Origin of the sequence: Reyranella humidisoli, from assembly GCF_019039055.1 — a bacterium.
In the GTDB taxonomy this organism is placed as follows: domain Bacteria; phylum Pseudomonadota; class Alphaproteobacteria; order Reyranellales; family Reyranellaceae; genus Reyranella; species Reyranella humidisoli.
The window spans coordinates 329,828-347,672 of the sequence record NZ_JAHOPB010000001.1 but is presented as its reverse complement, the minus strand read 5'-3'; the positions used below and the strand labels follow the sequence as shown (position 1 = coordinate 347,672).

Genomic DNA, 17,845 nt, shown 5'->3' with positions numbered 1-17,845 from the left:
GCCGCACGAGTGCGAGCCCGGCCGAATCAAGTTCGGGCGGTGGTGATTACGGCAGGAGCGGTGAAAAACCGGCGTTCCATGGGCTCGGACATAGTTGCCGGACCCCCGCGAGTCAAGGTCAGCGGCCGGCCAGGCGGTGATACAGCGCCAGCAATTGCTGGTTGGTCTGCGCCAGGCTGTAGGTGCTGCGCGCATGTTCCTGGGCCGCGCGCGCGAGTTCCGCCCGGCGCTCGACCGAGAGCGACAGCGCCGCCTGCAGCGACTCCGCCAGGGCGGCGGCATCGCCGGCCGGGGACACCCAGCCCGTGACGCCGTCGGGACGCAGCGTTTCGGCCGCACCGCCGCCATCCTCGGCGACGACCGGCCGGCCCATCGCCTGCGCCTCTACCAATGACCGGCTGAAGCCCTGGCGCGCGCCGCCGGTCGATACCACCACGTCGGCCAGCATGTAGGCCGCCGGCATGTCGTCGACATAGGGGCCGATCTGCACGCGGCCGTTCAGCTGCGCCGCTTCGATGCTCCGCTCCAGCTCCTTCTCGAACGGAGTGGGCACGCCGGTCGATCCCAGCAGCAGGCAGAACACGTCGTCGCGGCCCAGCCGCCTGATCGCCTCGACAAGGAGCTTCTGGCCGTTGTCCTCGCCGAAGCGGCCCGGACAGAGCACGAGATGGCTGCCGTCCGGCACCCGCAGCTCGCCCGCCAGCCGGATCAGCCGGTCGGCGCGCACGAGGGCGGGATCGAACCGGTCGAAATTGATGCCGGGCGGGATGATCTCCAGCCGGTCCTGCAGCGTGGGGAAGCGCTCCAGCGCGTCGCGCGCGACATGCTGGGAGACGGCGATCACGGCGTCGGCGCGCGACTGGCGGCCCTCGACGAAGCGGCCGGTGACATCCGACGCGAGGAACGGCCGGTGCAGCGTGGCGATCCACTTGATCCCGAGGCGGCGTGCGAGCGCGCGCGCGACCCAGCCGGTGGCGGGCGAGCGCGCCTGCACGACGTCGACCTTCGCGTCACGCAGGCTCGACGCGAGCTTGCCGGGCAGCGTCATCCGGCCCCACAGCGGATGGCTCCGGGCGGGAAGCTCGAGATGACTTGCGCGCAGGCGCAACAGGTCGGGCACCATGCTGCCCCCGGGCGAAGCCACGATCGCCGAGCCGCCGGCGGCGATGACGGCCTGCGCGGCTTCCAGCGTGGCGCGCGCCAGGCCGCCGCCGGCCAGGGTCGGAACGATTTGCAGCAGGGTCGGCGCGGACACGGGCTTTGCTTTTGGCTACACGATCAAGGGGAGGCAGCAGGTAACACGGGAGGAAGAACGTGGGTAGGGTCGAGCGGCTGCAGCGCAGCGATGGCAACACCATCGCCTATGCAACGACACAGGGAGCAACGCCGACCGTCGTTTTCCTCGGCGGGTTTCGCTCCGACATGACGGGCACCAAGGCGGTGGCGCTGGAAGACTGGGCGGTCCGGACGGGCCGCGCGTTCCTGCGCTTCGATTATCTCGGTCATGGCCAGTCGTCGGGCCGCTTCGAGGACGGAACGATCGGCCGCTGGCTCGACGATTCGCTCACCGCCATCGATCAACTTACGACGGGCAAACTGGTGCTGGTCGGATCGAGCATGGGCGGCTGGCTGTCGCTGCTGGCGGCGCGCGCGCGGCCCGAGCGGCTGGCGGGTCTCGTGCTGATTGCCGCCGCGCCCGACTTCACCGAGCGCATGCTGTTGAACGGCCTGTCGCCGGAGGATCGCGCAACGCTGGAGCGTGACGGCCGGCTCGAGCGTCCGTCGCAGTATTCGCCCGAGCCCTCGGTCTTCACCTGGAAGCTGATCGAGGAAGGCCGCAATCATCTGCTGCTCGACAAGCCGCTTGCGCTGCCCTGTCCGGTGCGGCTGCTGCACGGCCAGAGCGACCCCGACGTGCCGTGGGAATACTCGCTGCAGATCGCGAAGCATCTCGACGCGCCGGAAGTCATCACGACGTTCATAAAGGGCGGCGACCATCGCCTCAGCACACCCGCCGACATCGCCCGCCTGATCGCGACGGTCGAGGAGCTGGTGGGTTGATGTCTTCCCGGCCGAAGTTTCCCCGCACCGCCTCATCCTGAGGAGCGCACGCAGTGCGCGTCTCGAAGGATGGGCAACGGACTTGGTGCGCGTGCCCATGCTTCGAGACGGCCCTTCGGGCCTCCTCAGCATGAGGTGGGGTTTGGTCGGCCGCTAAACGCCCGCTTCCGCGATCGCCTTCAGCCCTTCGCGATAGGTCGGATAGCGCAGCACGACGCCCAGCTCGCGCTTGAGCTTGTCGTTCCTGACGCGGCGGCTTTCCGCATAGAAGGAGCGCGCCATCGGCGTCATCGCGGGCGCCGCGTCCTCCCAGGGAATCGCGGGCGGTACCGGCCGTCCCAGCAGTTCGCAGCCATAGGCGATGACGTCGGCGTTGGCGGCCGGCAGGTCGTCGGCCACGTTCCAGATCTCGGTCCCCTGTACGCAGTCCATCGCCTTGAGCGTGCTGGCGGCCAGGTCGGTGACATGGATGCGCGAGAAGAACTGGCCGGGCTTGTCGATCCGCCGCGCCGTGCCGTCGGCCACGCGGTCGAGCGTGCTGCGGCCGGGACCGTAGATGCCCGGCAATCGGAAGATATGGAGGGCGGCGCCGCTTTCGCTCGCGACGTCGCGCCAGCCCTGTTCGGCGGCGAGCCGCTGCAGGCTGCGCGGCTGCGTCGCGAGGGTCGGTGTCGTCTCGTCGACCCAGGCGCCGTCGTGATCGCCATACACGCCCGTGGTGGAGAGGTAGCCCAGCCAGCGTGCGCGACCCAGCAGTGCCCGGCAGGTGCGCAGCGCCGGATCGCCGGCGGTGCCCGGTGCCACCGTGCAGACGGCGTGGCTGGCCTCGCCGAAGGATTGGGCCGAGAGCGGCGCGGTGCCATCGAAGGCGTGCGCCTCGATCCCTTCCGCGCGCAGCCTGCGGGCTTTTTCGTCGGTCGTGCAGGTGCCGGCCACCGACCAGCCCTGCGCCTTGGCAAGCCTGGCAATTTCAAGGCCGCTGTAGCCCAGACCGAAAATGAAAAGTCGTCTTGTCATCTTGTCAGAAACGCTCAGGCACTGTTCTTTTCAACCATGTTGTTTCGTCGCAATCCGCTGTGGCCGCTGCTCGGTCTCTTCGTCGCATCGCCGTCCCTGGCCCAGCCCATTCCCGTCGTTCCGGCGCGGCCCATGCCGGGACCGCCCGGCCTCGAGACGGCCCCGGATCATCTCAAGCGCTACACCGACTGCATGCGGCTCGCGCGCATGGAGCCGCTGAAGGCGCTGCCGGCGGCCGAGAGGTGGATCGTCGAAGGCGGTGGTCTCGGCGCCCGCCATTGCGTCGCCGTCGCCATGTTCCAGTCGGGCAAGCACGCCCAGGCGGCGGCCCAGTTCGAGGCCATCGCGCGCGACATGGGCAACGACCGGCCCGGCCTGCGGGCCGAGTTGTGGGCGCAGGCGGGGCAATCGTGGATGGAGACGGGTGCGGCCGAGAAGGCCGCCGCCGCCCAGAGCAAGGCGCTGGAACTCAAGACCGGCGATCCGGACCTGTGGGTCGATCGCGGCCTGTCCTATGCGGCCATGCAGGCCTGGCCGCGCGCCATCTCCGACTTCGACCGCGCCATCCGCCTGCGCCAGGACGATGTCGAGGTGCTGGTGCTGCGCGCCGCGGCGTGGCGCAACGCCCGCGATCCGGGCCGTGCCCTGACCGACGCCAACCGCGCGCTGTCGATCGCGCCCGACCATTCGGAAGCGTTGCTGGAGCGCGGCTACGCCAATCTGGCGCGCGGCTCGCGGGACGCGGCCAACAGCGACTTCAACCGCGTGTTGCGGCTGGTGCCCGCAGGTTCGCCGGCGGCGCGTCGAGCCGAGGCGGGGCTTTCCGCCGCGGGTGCCAATCCGCCCGCGGCCCCGGCCCCGGCCCAACCCAACGCGCCGCCGCCGGGCCTCGGCGGGAAGCGGTAGCGTGCTACGGGGCGCTCGGGTAAAATTCATTCAAATGAACAAAACCCTCTCGTCGATCGCCCTCGCCGGTTTCGCGGCCCTCACCATGCCGGCTTTCGCGCAGGCTCCCGCAGGCCAGACGCAGCCGCCTTCCTCCTATTATCCGGCGCCGCCGCCCGACCGGGCCCCGGTGGTCGAGAAGGGCGCGTCGACCTCGAACCTATCCTCGCCGCTGCCGACCGCGCCGCACGCGGTCGAGCGCACCGTCATCGATTCCGACGCCGAGGCGCAGATGTTCGCCGACGCACGCAAGATCGCCTGGGGCCGCCACGCCAAGATCAAGGGCGCCAAGCCGGGCGAGCTTGCGGTCACGCGCCAGGGCGCGGTCTGGGTGGTCAAGGGCCGCCTCGACAGCGTCGCGCCGGGCACCGAGGGCGATTGGACCTCGATCGACGGCGTGGTCGAGCGCATCGGGCCGAATGTCGTTCAGATCCGCGGCGAGGTCGCCTTCCGTGTCGCCAAGGTCGAGAAGGGCACGCCCTGCAAGGTCGCCGGCCTCCTCAACTTCCGTCGCTCGGGCAAGTCGCAGGTCTGGCGTCTCGCCGAGGGCGACAATCCCTGCGACGGCACGCGCGAGGGCTTCGATCTGGTGATGGAAAAGCAGGTCGAGAAGAAGCCGGTTCCGACGCAGCCCAAGCGGAACTGATCGCGCCTACGAACGCAAGGTCAGGATCGCCGCGCGCGCCAGCGCGTCGGCGCGCTCGTTCTCCGGATGGCCGCTATGGCCCTTCACCCAGTGCCACTCGACCTGATGCGGCGTGCGTGCCGCGTCGAGGCGCTGCCACAGTTCGACGTTCTTGACCGGCTTCTTGTCCGACGTCTTCCAGCCGTTCTTCTTCCAGCCGTGGATCCACTTGGTCACGCCGTCCTTCACATAGGTGCTGTCGGTGAAGAGGCGGACATGGCAGGGCCGCTTCAGTGCCTCCAGCCCCTGGATGGCGGCCATCAGCTCCATGCGATTGTTGGTGGTCGTGCGGTCGCCGCCGGAAAGCTCGCGTTCCTTTTCGCCCATGCGCAGGATGGTGCCCCAGCCGCCCGGGCCGGGGTTTCCGCTGCACGCGCCGTCGGTGAAGATCTCGACCTTTGCCGCTTCGCTCACGGGTCCCTCTTACAATCCATAGTCCGACAGGGACGAGACGGCGCGGTGGAAGCGCAGCTTGGCCAGATACTCCTGCGGGTCCTTGCGCTTGACCAGCGCGTCGGGTGGCGTGTGAACCCAGTCATAGAGCCGCGTCAGCGCGAAGCGCAGCGCCGAGCCGCGCGCCAGCAGCGGCAGCGCCTGCTTCTCGTCGTCGCCGAGTTTGCGCACCCGCTCATAGCCCTGCAACAGGTTGCGCGCCTTGGTGGCGTTGAACGCATTGTCGATCTCGAAGCACCAGGCGTTGAGGCAGATCGCGACGTCGTAGGCCAGCAGATCGTTGCAGGCGAAGTAGAAGTCGATCACGCCCGACAGCTTGTCCTGCAGGAAGAAGACATTGTCGTTGAACATGTCGGCATGGATCACGCCAGCGGGCAGTCCTTTGGGCCAGTTCGCCTCGAAGAACTCGATCTCGGCGCCAAGCTCGCGATCGAGCGCCACGTCGATGTGACGGCGCGACCCTTCCCAGAGCGGACGCCAGCCCGCGACCGACAGCGCGTTGGGGCGCTTCAGCGCGAAATCCTGTCCGGCCAGGTGCATGGTGGCCAGCGCTTCGCCGACCGGCGCGCAATGCGCGACCGTGGTGCGGCGCGGCCACATGCCATGCAGGAAGCTGGTGATGGCCGCCGGCTTGCCCGCCAGCGTGCGCAGGGCATTGCCGTCGCGGCCATGGATCGGCTGCGGGCAGTTGAGTCCGCGCGCGGCGAGATGATCCATCAGGCCGAGGAAGAAGGGGAGGTCGCCCGGATCGACGCGCTTCTCGTAGAGCGTGACGATGTACTGGCCCTTCGTCGTGGTCAGCAGAAAGTTGGTGTTCTCGACGCCCTCGGCGATTCCCTTGAAGGAATCGGCCTGGCCGATGTCGTATTCGGCGAGAAAGGCTTCGAGCTCGGTGTCGCCGACTTCCGTGTAGACCGCCACGTCAGGCCACCAGCGCGCGCGGCAGCTTGAACACGACGCTTTCCTCGGTCGTGCGCACTTCCTCGACGGTGACGTCGTAGCGCGTGCGGCAGGCCTCGATCAGCTCGTCGACCAGCAGCTCGGGCGCCGAGGCGCCGGCCGTAATGCCGAGGCGCCGCGAGGAGCCCAGCCAGTCCCAGTCCATGTCGGCGGCGCGCTGCACCAGGCGCGATTTCGCGCAGCCGTAGTTGGCAGCGACCTCGACCAGCCGCATCGAGTTCGACGAATTGGGCGCGCCGATCACGACCATCGCGTCGCAGCGCTCGGCGATCGCCTTGACCGCTGCCTGCCGGTTGGTGGTCGCGTAGCAGATGTCTTCCATCTTCGGTCCCTGGATCGAAGGGAACCGGTGACGCAGGATCGCGACGATGCCGGTCGTGTCGTCGACCGACAGGGTGGTCTGGGTGGCATAGGCGAGATTCTCCGGATCGGCGACGGCAAGGGACTCGGCCTGCGCCGCGTCCTCGACCAGCACGACCTTGCCCGGCGGCAGCTGGCCCATGGTGCCGATCACCTCGGGATGCCCGGCATGGCCGATCAGGATGACGGTGCGTCCCGACTGGGCATGACGCTCGGCCTCGCGGTGGACCTTTGAAACGAGGGGGCAGGTCGCGTCGACATAGAGAAGGTTGCGGCGGGCGGCTTCGGCGGGCACGGATTTCGGCACGCCGTGCGCGGAAAACACGACGGGCCGGTCGTCCGGCACCTCGTCCAGCTCGTCGACGAAGATCGCGCCCTGCGCCTCGAGGTTCTCGACGACGAAGCGGTTGTGAACGATCTCGTGGCGCACATAGACAGGCCGTCCGTAGCGCTCGAGCGCGCGCTCGACGATCTGGATGGCGCGGTCGACACCGGCGCAGAAGCCGCGCGGGCTGGCGAGCAGGATCGTGAGCGGCTTCTTCGGGGCAATCATGAAATTCGTTCAGCGGGATGACGACCCGCTCGCTTGCGGGCCTGCGGACCATTGCCTAGAGTCCGTGCAGTACGGATTTGGCGCGGCACCGTAACAAAGCCGCCGCAACGGGGAAAGCAACATGACCGAGCCGGTTGTCGCGGCCAAGGCGCCTGCGAAGGTCGCTCTCGAGGCGGGCAAGGACTATTGGTGGTGCGCCTGTGGTCTGAGCAAGGCCCAGCCGTTCTGCGACGGCAGCCACAAGGGCAGCGGCCTCGCCCCGATGAAGTATTCGGTCGAGAAGACCGGCGACTACTGGCTCTGCGCCTGCAAGCACTCATCCAAGAAGCCGTTGTGCGACGGCGCCCACAAGACACTGGCATGACCCTGAATATGTATCTGCGTATTGCACCCGTTGCGCTGGCCACCCTTCTTCTCGCCGCCTGCGGCGGCAGCAAGGACGATGACGCGTCGACCGCCTATTGCCCGGTCCCCTTCACCGTGCAGAGCGCCGGACGGCTGACCCACTTCAAGGATGGGCCGGGCCGCGATCCGCGCGACGTCGAGTACGAGGCGGCGCTGAACGGGGTTGGTGCCAAGTGCACGCTGCGGCGTAATCAGATGGAAGTGAACGTGCTCATGCGCGTCGCGGTGAGCGCCGGTCCGTCGGTCGTCCCGGGCCAGACCCGCGTGCCGTACTTCGTGCGCGTGCTGGGCCCCTCCGGTCAGGTCGTCCAGGGCCAGGATTTCACCGCCGACTTCAAGCTCTCGGGCTCCAATCCGCGCGGCCAGTCGCAGGAAGATCTCGTGCTCAACCTGCCGTTCAGCCAGATTTCGGAACTCGGCGGTTACCGGATCGCCGTTGGCCTCAAGCCGTCGCGCGAGGAACTCGACTACAACAGGCAAATGGGCCGCTGATGAGTGCCTATGCCGACAGGCTCGAAGCGCTGGTTGCCGAGGCGGCCGATCGCTGCACGACCTGCGGCAAGTGCTTCGAGGCTTGCCCCACGGCGCGCGAGAGCGGGCTCGACATGGGCCAGGCCGTGCAGCGGGTCGGCGAACTGGTTTCGCTGACGCGCGACGGCGGCGCCGCGGCGCCGCTGCTCGACAAGTGGCTGAGTGCCTGCGACGGCAGTGCGCGCTGCACCGCCGCCTGTCCCGAGGAGATCAACGTCCGCCAATGGGTGACCATCGCCAAGATGAAGTCGCTGCAGGCGACGCGGCCAGTGCAGGAGGGGGCGGCCAATGCCGCCGGGCGTTTCCGCCACATGGCGCAGGCCGTGCGGCTGCTGGCCAGCATGCAGCTCCCGTCCGAGACGCTGAAGAAGATCCTGGCGCCGGCCGAGCGCCGCACCGCCGACGTGCTCTTCTATACGGGCTGCAACGTGCTTCGCACGCCGCACATCGTGCTGAACGTCATGGACATCCTCGACGCGCTGGAGCTCGACTTCGACGTGGTCGGCGGCACGGCGCATTGCTGCGGCGTCTATCAGTTCCAGGAAGCCGATCTGGCCACCTATGAGCGGATGGGGCATCGCACGTTCCAGCGCTTCGGCCAGTCGGGCGCCTCCAAGGTGCTGACCTGGTGCCCGACCTGTACCAAGAATTTCGACGAGCTGGAGAAGGACGTCGAAGAGCCGTCGTTCGACCTCGGCCACGTCAGCGAATTCCTCGCCGCCAACCTCGACGCGCTGAAGGCGCGCTTCACCGCGGAGCAGCCGAAGCGCCGCGTCGTGATCCACGAGCATCTCGGCATCGGGGCCACGGTGGAGAGCGTCCGCAACCTGCTGCGCGCCGTGCCCAACCTCGAACTGGTCGAGCTGCCGCAGGATTCCGGCTTCTCTTATGCGTGCGGCGGCCAGGCCGCGAAGTTCAAGGATCGTGAGCAGGCGATCCATCGCGACCTGGTGAGGGGCGCGATCGATGGGGGCGCCGACACGATCGTCACCATGTACCATTCCTGCCATCGCGCGCTGTCCGGCGCCGAGGCGATCTATCCGTCGCTCAAGGTCGTGAACTTCACCGACGTCCTGGCCGAGGCGCTGGGCCGCGGCGGCCATCCCGATTACTACCAGCTCTACAAGCGCGGCGGCGCGATGGACGAGGCCGTGACGGCGGCGCGCGGCTTCCTCGAGAACAATGGCGTGCGCATCGACGAGAACGCCGTGAAGTCGCTGACCGCCGACATTTTCAACGAGACCGGTGTCGGCGGCCCGCGCGAGGCCTTCGCCGAAGCCTTCGGCGCGCTGGCCCGCGAGGGCTGACGTCGACGTGACCGCCGGCGTCTGGCTCTTCTCCTATGGAACGCTCCAGCAGGAAGAGGTCCAGCTCGCAACCTTCGGCCGGCTTCTCGAAGGCCGTGCCGACGCCTTGCCGGGTTACGCGACGTCACTGTTCGAGATCAAGGACGCCGGGGTCGTGAAGACCAGCGGCAAGACCCACCATTTCATGGCGCGGCCGACTGGCAATCCCCGCGACGAGGTGGCGGGCGTGGTGTTCAGGATCACGGCGGCCGAACTCGCCGCCGCCGACACCTACGAGGTCTCGGACTACAAGCGTGTCGCGGTGCACCTGAAATCCGGCCTCGAGGCGTTCGTCTACGTCGCGGCCTGAGCGGCGACTTAGCGTTCCGGAACGGCCAGCACCGCCCACGCCGCATCGGCGAAGAACGTCACGTGCTCGGACAGGGGGCCTTCGAAGCGGCCGTAGACCTTGTAGGTCGCGGGCTGCATCACGGTGCCGATCGCCGAGGCCGCGGCCAGATCGGGGTCGCGCGACGGGATTTCGCCGGCCGCCATTGCGTCGATGATGACCTCGCGTACGACGTCGACCGGGTTGGGGGTCCCGTCGGGGACCATCGCCAGGAAGAGATGCTGGGTGAGCAGGTGGTAGGCAAACAGCGACCAGTCCCGGTCCGCCCATTCGCAGTAGCAGCGGACGATGGCGTCGATCTTATCGCGCAGGACGACGGCGGGACGATGGGCCTCGACCAGCGCCTCGGCCAGCGCGCGGTGATGGCCGAGGAAGATGTCGAGGGCGAGTTGTTCCTTGCTGGGGAAGTAGCGATAGATCGTGCCCTCGGCGATCGAGGCCGCCATGGCGATTTCCCGCGTCGTGGTTTCCGCGACGCCGCGCGCCACGAACAGGGTGAGTGCGGCACGCTCTACGCGGGCCTTGGTTTCTTCGGCTTTGCCCATGTGCCGCAGTCTATGAGGGAGCGCTCACTCGGGAAAGTGGCGCCCGCATCTTCCGATGTCGACAGCCAGCGCCAGTCGATCACCCAGTCAGGCGGAGAGGTCGGCGTAACCTCGCTCTGGAGCTCAAGGGATTCGTTGAAAGAGCGGCGGATGAACATGTCAGTCTCCTTTACTGAGCAGACGCTCATAAATTAAGTGAGCATTCACTCAATTTCAAGAGACAATACGCTTTTCCCCGTAATTCGGGGCACCGGGCAGGCTTTGTGCGTGGACGGGAATTGGGGGCCTGCCTATGGTCTGCCTACCCAGACGAGACCTGTGGGAGAGACCATCCGCGAGGATGGCGCCGAAGGAGCAACCGACCCCGGAAACTCTCAGGCAAACGGACCGCAGGAGGATGGGTCTCTGGAAAGTGGCGGGCGCCCCATTCGGTGCCAGCCCACCGACGAAGTAAGCCGGCTTTTGCGTCGGCGAATCTTTCAGGTCTCCGGACAGAGGGGGTCGCGAACGGCGCATTTCGTGCGTCGTGAAAGCGCGACTCCGGTCGCGTTGGACGCGACCTTTGACGGAGACTGTCTTGACCGAAACTCCCGCCGGCCCCCTGAAGCGCACGCCGCTTTACGACCTCCATCGTGAACTGGGCGCGCGCCTCGTGCCGTTCGCCGGCTACGAGATGCCGGTCCAGTACCCGACAGGCATCCTGGTCGAGCACAATCACACCCGCACCGCCTGCGGCCTGTTCGACGTGTCGCACATGGGCCAGGTGCGGCTCACCGCGAAGCCCGGCCAGAATGCCGCCAAGGCGCTCGAGACGCTGGTGCCGGGTGACATCACCGGCCTCCAGCCGGGCCAGCAGCGTTACACCCAGTTCACCAACGATGCCGGCGGCATCCTCGACGATCTGATGGTGACCAGCACGGGCGATCACCTGCTGGTCGTCGTCAACGCCGCCTGCAAGGACGCCGACCTCGCGCACATGCAGAAGCATCTGTCGGCGGCCTGCGAGATCGAGCCGATGTTCTCGCGCGGGTTGCTGGCGCTGCAGGGGCCACAGGCTTCGGCCGTGCTGTCGCGGCTGGTGCCACAGGTCGCGACCATGAAGTTCATGACCGGCGCCTATGTCGTAATCGACGGCGCACGCTGCTACGTCACGCGCTCGGGCTACACCGGCGGCGACGGTTACGAGATCTCGACGCCCGCCGACCAGACCGACGCCATCGCGCGCAAGCTCCTCAGCCATCCCGAGGTGAAGCCGATCGGCCTGGGCGCCCGCGATTCGCTGCGCCTCGAAGCCGGTCTGTGCCTCTACGGGCACGACATCGACACGACGACCACGCCGGTCGAAGCGGTGCTGCTGTGGAGCGTCGGCAAGGAGCGCCGCGTTCAGGGCGGCTTCCCCGGCACCGCGACCGTGCAGAAGCAGATCGCCGAGGGCTCGACGCGCAAGCGGGTCGGCCTGCTGCCGGAAGGCAAGGCGATCGCGCGCGAGGGTGCCGAGATCGTCATCGCCGGCAAGACCGTCGGCATCGTTACCTCGGGCGGCTTCTCGCCCACGCTGGGGCGCGCCATTGCCATGGGCTACGTCGAGCGCAGCCAGTCAGCCAACGGAACCCGGGTCGATCTCATGGTGCGCGGCAAGCCCGTGCCGGCCGAGATCGTGCCGATGCCTTTCGTCAAACACGCCTACTACCGCGGATAGGAGATCAAGATGGCCGAGACCAAGTACACCGAAGAGCATGAGTGGATCCGCGTCGAGGGCGATGTCGGTACGATCGGCATTACCCAGTACGCCCAGGAGCAGCTGGGCGACGTCGTGTTCGTCGACGTGCCCGCCGCCGGCCGCACGGTCGCCAAGGGCGAGGCCTGCGCCGTCGTCGAATCGGTGAAGGCTGCCTCCGACATTTACGCGCCGGCCTCCGGCGAGGTGATCGAGAGCAATGCCGCGCTGGCCGACACGCCGGGCGACGTGAATGCGGAGCCGACGGGCAAGGGCTGGTTCTTCAAGCTGAAGCTCGCTGACAAGAGCGAGCTCGACGGCCTGATGGACGAGGCCGGCTACGACACCTTCGTGAAGAGCCTCGGCTAAAAATCGAACCTCATCCCGAGGCGTGCCTGCAGGGTACGTCTCGAAGGATGGGCAAGGGACAAGGTGCTCGTTCCCATCCTTCAAGACGCATCGCTGCGCGATGCTCCCCAGGATGAGGGCATTATTCAAGGAGCAAAAGCCTGATGCGTTATCTCCCCCTCACCGAGGCCGATCGCCGCGAGATGCTGAGCGTGATCGGCGCCAAGTCGGTCGACGAGCTGTTCCGGGACGTGCCGGCGTCGGCGCGGCTGGCGGCCAAGGTCGGCGGCCTGCCCGATCACCAGGGCGAGCTCGAAGTCGAGCGTGCCTTCCAGGGCTTTGCGGCCAGGAACCTGTCGCCCGCGAGCACGCCGTTCTTCATCGGCGCCGGCGCTTACCGCCATCATGTGCCGGCGACCGTCGACTACATGATCCAGCGCGGCGAGTTTCTGACCTCGTACACGCCGTATCAGCCGGAGATCACGCAGGGCACGCTGCAGTACCTGTTCGAGTTCCAGACCCAGGTGACGCTACTCACCGGCATGGAGGTCGCCAACGCCTCGATGTACGACGGCTCGACCGGCACCGCCGAGGCCGTCCTGATGGCCAACCGCATCACCCGCCGCCACAAGGCGCTGATCTCGGGCGGCCTGCATCCGCAGTATCGCAGCATCATCGAGACCACGGCCAAGTGGGAAGGCTTCACGGCCACCCTGTCGAAGACCGATGCCGAGGGCCTCGAGGAGCTGATCGCAGCGGTCGATCGCGACACGTCCTGCGTGGTCGTGCAGAACCCGAGCTTCTTCGGTCATGTCCGCGACTTCACCAAGCTCGCGGAAGCCTGCCACGCCGCCGGTGCGCTGCTGATCGTCGTGGTGACGGAAGTCGTTTCGCTGGGGCTGCTGATGCCGCCGGGCGAGATGGGCGCCGACATCGTGGTCTGCGAGGGCCAGTCGATCGGCAACGGGCTCGGCTTCGGCGGTCCGTATGTCGGCCTGTTCGCGACCCGCGACAAGTACATGCGCCAGATGCCGGGCCGTCTCGTCGGCGAGACCGTCGATGCCGACGGCAAGCGCGGCTTCGTGCTCACGCTGTCCACGCGCGAGCAGCACATCCGTCGCGAGAAGGCGACGTCCAACATCTGCACCAATGCCGGCCTGTGCGCGCTGGCCTTCACGGTGCATCTGACTTTGCTGGGCGAGGCGGGCTTCACACGCCTGGCCGAGATCAACCACGCCAAGGCCTCGCAGCTCGCCGACAAGATCGCCGCGATCCCCGGCGTCACGGTGGTGAACGACAGCTTCTTCAACGAGTTCACGGTGAAGCTGCCCAAGCCCGCCGCCGAAGTCGTCGAGGCGCTGGCGGCCAAGCGCATCCTGGGCGGCCTGCCGGTGTCGCGCCTGATCCCGAACGATCCCTCGGTTGCGAACCTGCTGCTGCTGGCGGCGACCGAGACGGCGACCGATGCGGGTATGGATCCGCTTGTCGCCGCGCTGAAGGAGGTGCTGTGATGGTACAGTCGCTCGATCGTAGCCAGGGCCGCGCTGGTGGCGTCGCCACCGGCTCCGCCAACAACCACGGCACCTATACCGGCAATCGTGCGCTCCAGATCGAGGAGCCGCTGATCTTCGAGATGGGCCAGGCCGGACGCTGCGGCGTCGACCTGCCGGAACCGCCGAAGGTGAAGGAGCGCCTGAACGGCGTGCGCCGAAAGGGCACGATCGGTCTGCCCGGTCTTTCCGAGCCGCAGGTGGTGCAGCACTTCACGCGGCTCAGCCAGAAGAACTACGCGATCGACATGGGCGTCTACCCGCTGGGCTCGTGCACGATGAAGCACAATCCCCGCATCAACGAGAAGGTCGCGCGCCTGCCGGGCATCGGCGATCTCCATCCGCTGCAGCCGGTCTCGACCGTGCAGGGGGCGCTGGAGCTGATCGACGGGCTGGCGCACTGGCTCAAGACCCTGACCGGCATGCCGGCCGTGGCGATGTCGCCGGCCGCCGGCGCGCATGGCGAGATGTGCGGGATGATGGCGATCGCTGCGGCCCTCGAGGCCAAGGGCGAGCGTGCGACGCGCAAGACCGTGCTGGCGCCCGAATCGGCGCACGGCACCAATCCCGCGACGGCGGCGGCGCTGGGCTTCGTCGTGAAGCCGATCCCGGCCAACGACCGCGGTCGCGTCGACCTGGCCGCGCTCAAGGCGGCGCTGGGTCCCGACGTGGCGGCGATCATGCTGACCAATCCCAACACCTGCGGCCTGTTCGAGAGCGAGATCGTCGAGATCTCCAAGGCCGTGCACGAGGCGGGCGCCTACTTCTACTGCGACGGCGCCAACTTCAACGCGATCGTCGGCCGCGTGCGGCCGGGCGACCTCGGCATCGACTGCATGCACATCAACCTGCACAAGACCTTCTCGACGCCGCATGGCGGCGGCGGACCGGGTGCGGGGCCCGTGGTGCTGTCGGCTGCGCTCGCTCCGTACGCGCCCTATCCGTGGATCGTGAAGGACGGCGACACCTGGCGTATCGCCGAGGACGGCGCCACGGTCGACGGCGCGCCGCTCGGTCGCCTCAAGGCCTTCCACGGCCAGATGGGCATGTTCAGTCGCGCTCTGGCCTACATCATGAGCCACGGCGCCGACGGTCTGAAACAGGTCGCCGAGGATGCGGTGCTGAACGCCAACTATGTGATGGCCGCACTCAAGGACGTGATGAGCCCGGCCTTCGAGGGGCCGTGCATGCACGAAGCGCTGTTCGACGACAGCTTCCTCAAGGACACCGGCGTCAGCACGCTCGACTTCGCCAAGGCGATGATCGACGAGGGCTATCACCCGATGACCATGTACTTCCCGCTGGTGGTGCATGGCGCGATGCTGATCGAGCCGACCGAGACCGTGGCCAAGGAAGACCTCGACCAGTTCATCGGCGCGCTGCGTTCGCTCACCGCGAAAGCCAAGACCGGCACCGCGGCCGATGACTTCAAGGCCGCACCGCTCTACGCGCCGCGTCGCCGCCTCGACGAGACACTGGCCGCCCGCAAGCCGATCCTGCGCTGGAAGCCGTCGAACAATCCGCCGGGCACCGATCCGCTGAAGCAGGCGGCGGAGTAGATCGACAAACGACAGGGGCGGCGCTTGCCGCCCCTTGACGACAGAGCCATCACGTAACATGTATAGTTACATGAAACGTGATAGCCGATTGTCGGGCATCCTGCACGTCCTTTTGCACATGGCCGAGCGGGATATGCCGCTCACCTCCGAAATGCTCGCCAAGGCGATGGACACCAACCCCGTGGTGATCCGGCGGATCATGGCTGGACTCAGGGAGCGGGGTTACGTCCGCTCGGAGAAGGGCCACGGAGGGGGATGGTCGCTGGCCTGCGACCTGTCGAAGGTAACGCTGCGCGACGTCTATGCGGCGCTTGGCTCGCCCGGCCTTCTGGCCATGGGCAACAGGACCGAGGCGCCGGGCTGCCTGGTCGAGCAGGCGGTGAATGCGGCGCTGGGCGAGGCCTTCGAGGCCGCCGAAGCCCTGCTGCTCGAACGCCTCGGCGAGGTGACGCTGGCCACGCTGAGCGCCGACTTCCATGCACGGCTCGCGACACGCGGTGGCCGGCAGCACCTTGAGGTGGTCCATGGTTGAGAGTGCACAGAGTGCGCTGCTCGCACCGTTTTCCGATCCACAGGCCGTCGCCCGCTATGCCGAGGGGCCGCCGCGCTTCGTGCCGGGCTTCACCGATCTCCAGCGCATGGCGGCGATCCTCCTGGCCGAGCGTGCGCCCTCGGATGCAAGGGTGCTCGTACTTGGCGCTGGCGGCGGACTGGAACTGCAGGCGTTTGCCCGCGCACAGCCGGGCTGGTCGTTCGATGGGGTCGATCCGTCGGCGGAGATGCTGAAACTGGCGGAGCATACCGTCGGCGAATTCCTTCCGCGCGTGCGCCTGCATAAGGGCTACATCGAAGATGCCCCGGAAGGTCCGTTCGACGCGGCGACCTGCCTGCTGACTTTGCATTTTCTGCCGGCGGACGAGCGCCTGCGGACGGTCAGGCAAATCCGCCGCCGGCTGAAGCCGGGCGCGCCCTTCGTGGCCGCTCATTCCAGCTTCCCGCAGGACAAGGACGAGCGGCCGGCATGGCTGTCACGCTACGCAGCGTTCGCGGTAGCCTCAGGCGCGGACCCCGACTTGGCGCGCAAGGCGCGCACGGCCGTCGACACGCATCTGAACCTGTTCTCGCCCCAGCAGGACGAGGCGATCCTTCGCGAGGCCGGCTTCTCGCAGGTCAGCCTCTTCTATGCGGCCTTCACATGGCGCGGCTGGCTGGCCTACGCCTAGGGTCTGCAAAGACAGAAGCTCGTCGAGCTTCCCAAGGTTGGCTGCACGAGAACGACCCAAAGAAAAAGCCCCCGCCTTGCGGCGGGGGCACCAGGTTGCCCGCTCTCTTATTTTGCGGGCGATCCCTATTTTCTGAAAGATCAGTGCAGACGGCGCGGCAGTTCGGCGATGGCCTCGTCGATCATCGCCTGTGTGCGGCCGCCGCCGACCTGCTCCTTGAGGAGCGTGCGGGTGGCGGCGAGCGCCACGTCGACGGCCATGTTGCGCACTTCCCGCGAGGCCTGGGCCTCGGCCTGGGCGATTCGGTCCTTGGCCTGCTGCTCACGACGGCCGATCATCGTTTCACGCTCTTCGGCCGCATGCTGGGTAAGGCGCATGGCCTCCTGCCTGGCCTGGGCAACGATCTCCTGCGCGAGCTTGGCCGAGTCGGTCAGGCTCTTCTGGGCATCGTCACGCGCCTTCTGCGCCTCGTTGCGCAGCTTCTCGGCTTCGCCGAGCGTGCGCGCGATCAGCGCGGTGCGGTCGTCGAGGAGCTTCGTCAGTCCCTTGACGATCTGTTTGCCGGCAATCGCCAGGAAAATCACGAAGGAGACGGCCACCCAGAAGGTGGGGTCGGAGAACAATCCGCCGCCGCCACCATGGGCGTCGGCAGCCCATGCGGTACCGATCATGGCTTGCCTGCCTTTGCTGCTTCATCGACGGCACGGGCGACCTGTGCGGGATCGGCAGATCCCACCAGCTTGCCCATCACGGCCGTGGCGATGTCTGTCGACATGCTGCTGAGACCCGCGAGCGCCTGCGTGCGCTGCTCGCCGATCCGCTTTTCAGCGGCGACGATGTCGGCACCCAGCCGGTCGCTGACTTCGTGCAGCTTGGCCGAGGTCGCGGCCGCAGCGGCCTCCGAGGCCTCGCGGATCAGGCCGGAAGCCTGGCCGCGCGCTTCGGCGAGCGCCTTGTCCTGCTCGACGCCCGATGCCCGCGCCGCATCGTTGGCCTTCTGGGCCGCATCGAGATCTGCCTGGATCTTGTGCTCGCGGCTCTCGATCGTCTTGCCAATCTTCGGCAGGACGGCCTTGGCCATGAGGAAGTACAGAACGGCAAAGCACACCACCAACCAGAAGATCTGGGTGGGGAACTTCGTGAGGTCGAACTGCGGCATGCCGGCCGCCTGCGCGGCAAACGGCAGCCCGATCAGGGCTGCCGCGGCGACCGAAGTCCGGAGTGCCTGAACGGGCACG

General features: G+C 67.6%; 21 protein-coding genes and 2 riboswitches. Of the genes, 13 read left to right on the top strand and 8 right to left on the bottom strand.

All coding sequences use genetic code 11. From position 1 onward, the window contains the following. Window positions 1-118: 118 nt before the first annotated feature. Entirely contained in the window at window positions 119-1,255 is a 1,137-nt protein-coding gene (locus KQ910_RS01725; RefSeq protein WP_216956516.1) for a glycosyltransferase, read from the bottom strand. Between the two features lie 59 nt (window positions 1,256-1,314). On the opposite strand from KQ910_RS01725, the gene KQ910_RS01720 reads away from it, so the two are divergent. Then, a complete protein-coding gene (locus tag KQ910_RS01720) occupies window positions 1,315-2,061 on the top strand; it encodes an alpha/beta fold hydrolase (protein WP_369408270.1) in 747 nt (248 codons plus the stop codon). 153 nt (window positions 2,062-2,214) lie between these two features. On the opposite strand, the gene KQ910_RS01715 is transcribed toward KQ910_RS01720, so the two are convergent. After that, window positions 2,215-3,078 carry an SDR family oxidoreductase gene (locus KQ910_RS01715; RefSeq protein ID WP_216956515.1) on the bottom strand — a complete coding sequence of 288 codons (864 nt, stop codon included), beginning with the start codon at window positions 3,076-3,078 and terminating at the stop codon, window positions 2,215-2,217. A gap of 36 nt (window positions 3,079-3,114) precedes the next feature. Here KQ910_RS01715 and KQ910_RS01710 point away from each other — a divergent pair, with 36 nt between their 5' ends. Beyond that, entirely contained in the window at window positions 3,115-3,984 is an 870-nt protein-coding gene (locus tag KQ910_RS01710; RefSeq protein WP_216956512.1) for a tetratricopeptide repeat protein, read from the top strand. A gap of 34 nt (window positions 3,985-4,018) precedes the next feature. Then, the gene (locus KQ910_RS01705; protein WP_216956509.1) at window positions 4,019-4,669 is read left to right on the top strand and encodes a hypothetical protein; all 651 of its coding nucleotides are present in this window, start codon (window positions 4,019-4,021) and stop codon (window positions 4,667-4,669) included. Window positions 4,670-4,675: 6 nt separating this feature from the next. Here KQ910_RS01705 and rnhA read toward each other — a convergent pair whose 3' ends face one another. The 3 genes from rnhA to ispH are packed head-to-tail and all read right to left on the bottom strand — an operon-like array spanning window position 4,676 to window position 7,034. Further along, entirely contained in the window at window positions 4,676-5,122 is a 447-nt protein-coding gene (gene rnhA, locus KQ910_RS01700) for a ribonuclease HI (RefSeq protein WP_216956506.1), read from the bottom strand. Window positions 5,123-5,131: 9 nt separating this feature from the next. Continuing rightward, entirely contained in the window at window positions 5,132-6,082 is a 951-nt protein-coding gene (locus tag KQ910_RS01695) for a homoserine kinase (RefSeq protein WP_216956503.1), read from the bottom strand. 1 nt (window position 6,083) lies between these two features. After that, window positions 6,084-7,034, bottom strand: coding sequence for a 4-hydroxy-3-methylbut-2-enyl diphosphate reductase (ispH, locus tag KQ910_RS01690; protein ID WP_216956501.1), 951 nt, complete (start codon window positions 7,032-7,034; stop codon window positions 6,084-6,086). 121 nt (window positions 7,035-7,155) lie between these two features. Here ispH and KQ910_RS01685 point away from each other — a divergent pair, with 121 nt between their 5' ends. From KQ910_RS01685 to KQ910_RS01670, 4 genes are read left to right on the top strand one after another with little or no spacing between them, the layout of a single operon-like run. Next, on the top strand, window positions 7,156-7,398 hold the full coding sequence (locus KQ910_RS01685) for a CDGSH iron-sulfur domain-containing protein (RefSeq protein WP_216956499.1): 243 nt from the start codon (window positions 7,156-7,158) through the stop codon (window positions 7,396-7,398). After that, the gene (locus KQ910_RS01680; RefSeq protein WP_216956496.1) at window positions 7,395-7,931 is read left to right on the top strand and encodes a hypothetical protein; all 537 of its coding nucleotides are present in this window, start codon (window positions 7,395-7,397) and stop codon (window positions 7,929-7,931) included. Before KQ910_RS01685 ends, KQ910_RS01680 begins: the two co-directional genes overlap by 4 nt. Further along, window positions 7,931-9,277: a (Fe-S)-binding protein gene (locus KQ910_RS01675; protein WP_216956493.1), complete on the top strand. Its 1,347-nt coding sequence runs from the start codon at window positions 7,931-7,933 to the stop codon at window positions 9,275-9,277. The genes KQ910_RS01680 and KQ910_RS01675 overlap by 1 nt, the downstream gene beginning before the upstream one ends. Window positions 9,278-9,284: 7 nt before the next feature. Next, window positions 9,285-9,626 carry a gamma-glutamylcyclotransferase family protein gene (locus tag KQ910_RS01670; protein WP_216956490.1) on the top strand — a complete coding sequence of 114 codons (342 nt, stop codon included), beginning with the start codon at window positions 9,285-9,287 and terminating at the stop codon, window positions 9,624-9,626. A gap of 8 nt (window positions 9,627-9,634) precedes the next feature. Here KQ910_RS01670 and KQ910_RS01665 read toward each other — a convergent pair whose 3' ends face one another. Next, on the bottom strand, window positions 9,635-10,210 hold the full coding sequence (locus KQ910_RS01665; protein ID WP_216956487.1) for a TetR/AcrR family transcriptional regulator: 576 nt from the start codon (window positions 10,208-10,210) through the stop codon (window positions 9,635-9,637). Window positions 10,211-10,519: 309 nt separating this feature from the next. Then, window positions 10,520-10,610, top strand: a riboswitch (glycine riboswitch). Window positions 10,611-10,613: 3 nt separating this feature from the next. Beyond that, window positions 10,614-10,707: riboswitch (glycine riboswitch) on the top strand. An 80-nt stretch (window positions 10,708-10,787) separates the two neighbouring features. On the opposite strand from KQ910_RS01665, the gene gcvT reads away from it, so the two are divergent. From gcvT to KQ910_RS01635, 6 genes are all read left to right on the top strand, one after another. Further along, complete coding sequence (gene gcvT, locus KQ910_RS01660; protein ID WP_229600295.1) at window positions 10,788-11,909, top strand: glycine cleavage system aminomethyltransferase GcvT; 1,122 nt, start codon at window positions 10,788-10,790, stop codon at window positions 11,907-11,909. Window positions 11,910-11,918: 9 nt separating this feature from the next. Beyond that, the gene (gcvH, locus tag KQ910_RS01655; RefSeq protein WP_216956484.1) at window positions 11,919-12,296 is read left to right on the top strand and encodes a glycine cleavage system protein GcvH; all 378 of its coding nucleotides are present in this window, start codon (window positions 11,919-11,921) and stop codon (window positions 12,294-12,296) included. A 143-nt stretch (window positions 12,297-12,439) separates the two neighbouring features. Next, the gene (gene gcvPA, locus KQ910_RS01650) at window positions 12,440-13,786 is read left to right on the top strand and encodes an aminomethyl-transferring glycine dehydrogenase subunit GcvPA (protein WP_216956481.1); all 1,347 of its coding nucleotides are present in this window, start codon (window positions 12,440-12,442) and stop codon (window positions 13,784-13,786) included. Beyond that, window positions 13,786-15,384 (top strand): aminomethyl-transferring glycine dehydrogenase subunit GcvPB, encoded by a 1,599-nt coding sequence (gene gcvPB / locus KQ910_RS01645; RefSeq protein WP_216956478.1) that lies wholly within the window; start codon window positions 13,786-13,788, stop codon window positions 15,382-15,384. The genes gcvPA and gcvPB overlap by 1 nt, the downstream gene beginning before the upstream one ends. A 70-nt stretch (window positions 15,385-15,454) precedes the next feature. Continuing rightward, the gene (locus KQ910_RS01640) at window positions 15,455-15,916 is read left to right on the top strand and encodes an Rrf2 family transcriptional regulator (protein WP_216956475.1); all 462 of its coding nucleotides are present in this window, start codon (window positions 15,455-15,457) and stop codon (window positions 15,914-15,916) included. Beyond that, a complete protein-coding gene (locus tag KQ910_RS01635) occupies window positions 15,909-16,607 on the top strand; it encodes a class I SAM-dependent methyltransferase (RefSeq protein WP_216956471.1) in 699 nt (232 codons plus the stop codon). The genes KQ910_RS01640 and KQ910_RS01635 overlap by 8 nt, the downstream gene beginning before the upstream one ends. A gap of 140 nt (window positions 16,608-16,747) precedes the next feature. Here the strand turns inward: KQ910_RS01635 and KQ910_RS01630 are convergent, their stop codons facing one another. Next, window positions 16,748-17,278 carry a F0F1 ATP synthase subunit B family protein gene (locus tag KQ910_RS01630; RefSeq protein WP_216956468.1) on the bottom strand — a complete coding sequence of 177 codons (531 nt, stop codon included), beginning with the start codon at window positions 17,276-17,278 and terminating at the stop codon, window positions 16,748-16,750. Then, a complete protein-coding gene (locus tag KQ910_RS01625; protein ID WP_216956465.1) occupies window positions 17,275-17,844 on the bottom strand; it encodes a F0F1 ATP synthase subunit B family protein in 570 nt (189 codons plus the stop codon). The genes KQ910_RS01630 and KQ910_RS01625 overlap by 4 nt, the downstream gene beginning before the upstream one ends. Window position 17,845 lies beyond the last annotated feature (1 nt).

Coding starts and splice junctions, on each gene's coding strand:
- KQ910_RS01705 (WP_216956509.1), top strand. CDS start 4,019: ATGAACAAAACCCTCTCGTCGATCGCCCTCGCCGGTTTCGCGGCCCTC.
- KQ910_RS01635 (WP_216956471.1), top strand. CDS start 15,909: ATGGTTGAGAGTGCACAGAGTGCGCTGCTCGCACCGTTTTCCGATCCA.
- KQ910_RS01630 (WP_216956468.1), bottom strand. CDS start 17,278: ATGATCGGTACCGCATGGGCTGCCGACGCCCATGGTGGCGGCGGCGGA.
- KQ910_RS01710 (WP_216956512.1), top strand. CDS start 3,115: ATGTTGTTTCGTCGCAATCCGCTGTGGCCGCTGCTCGGTCTCTTCGTC.
- gcvPB (WP_216956478.1), top strand. CDS start 13,786: ATGGTACAGTCGCTCGATCGTAGCCAGGGCCGCGCTGGTGGCGTCGCC.
- KQ910_RS01675 (WP_216956493.1), top strand. CDS start 7,931: ATGAGTGCCTATGCCGACAGGCTCGAAGCGCTGGTTGCCGAGGCGGCC.
- KQ910_RS01715 (WP_216956515.1), bottom strand. CDS start 3,078: ATGACAAGACGACTTTTCATTTTCGGTCTGGGCTACAGCGGCCTTGAA.
- KQ910_RS01665 (WP_216956487.1), bottom strand. CDS start 10,210: ATGGGCAAAGCCGAAGAAACCAAGGCCCGCGTAGAGCGTGCCGCACTC.
- ispH (WP_216956501.1), bottom strand. CDS start 7,034: ATGATTGCCCCGAAGAAGCCGCTCACGATCCTGCTCGCCAGCCCGCGC.
- KQ910_RS01680 (WP_216956496.1), top strand. CDS start 7,395: ATGACCCTGAATATGTATCTGCGTATTGCACCCGTTGCGCTGGCCACC.
- gcvH (WP_216956484.1), top strand. CDS start 11,919: ATGGCCGAGACCAAGTACACCGAAGAGCATGAGTGGATCCGCGTCGAG.
- KQ910_RS01685 (WP_216956499.1), top strand. CDS start 7,156: ATGACCGAGCCGGTTGTCGCGGCCAAGGCGCCTGCGAAGGTCGCTCTC.
- gcvPA (WP_216956481.1), top strand. CDS start 12,440: ATGCGTTATCTCCCCCTCACCGAGGCCGATCGCCGCGAGATGCTGAGC.
- KQ910_RS01640 (WP_216956475.1), top strand. CDS start 15,455: ATGAAACGTGATAGCCGATTGTCGGGCATCCTGCACGTCCTTTTGCAC.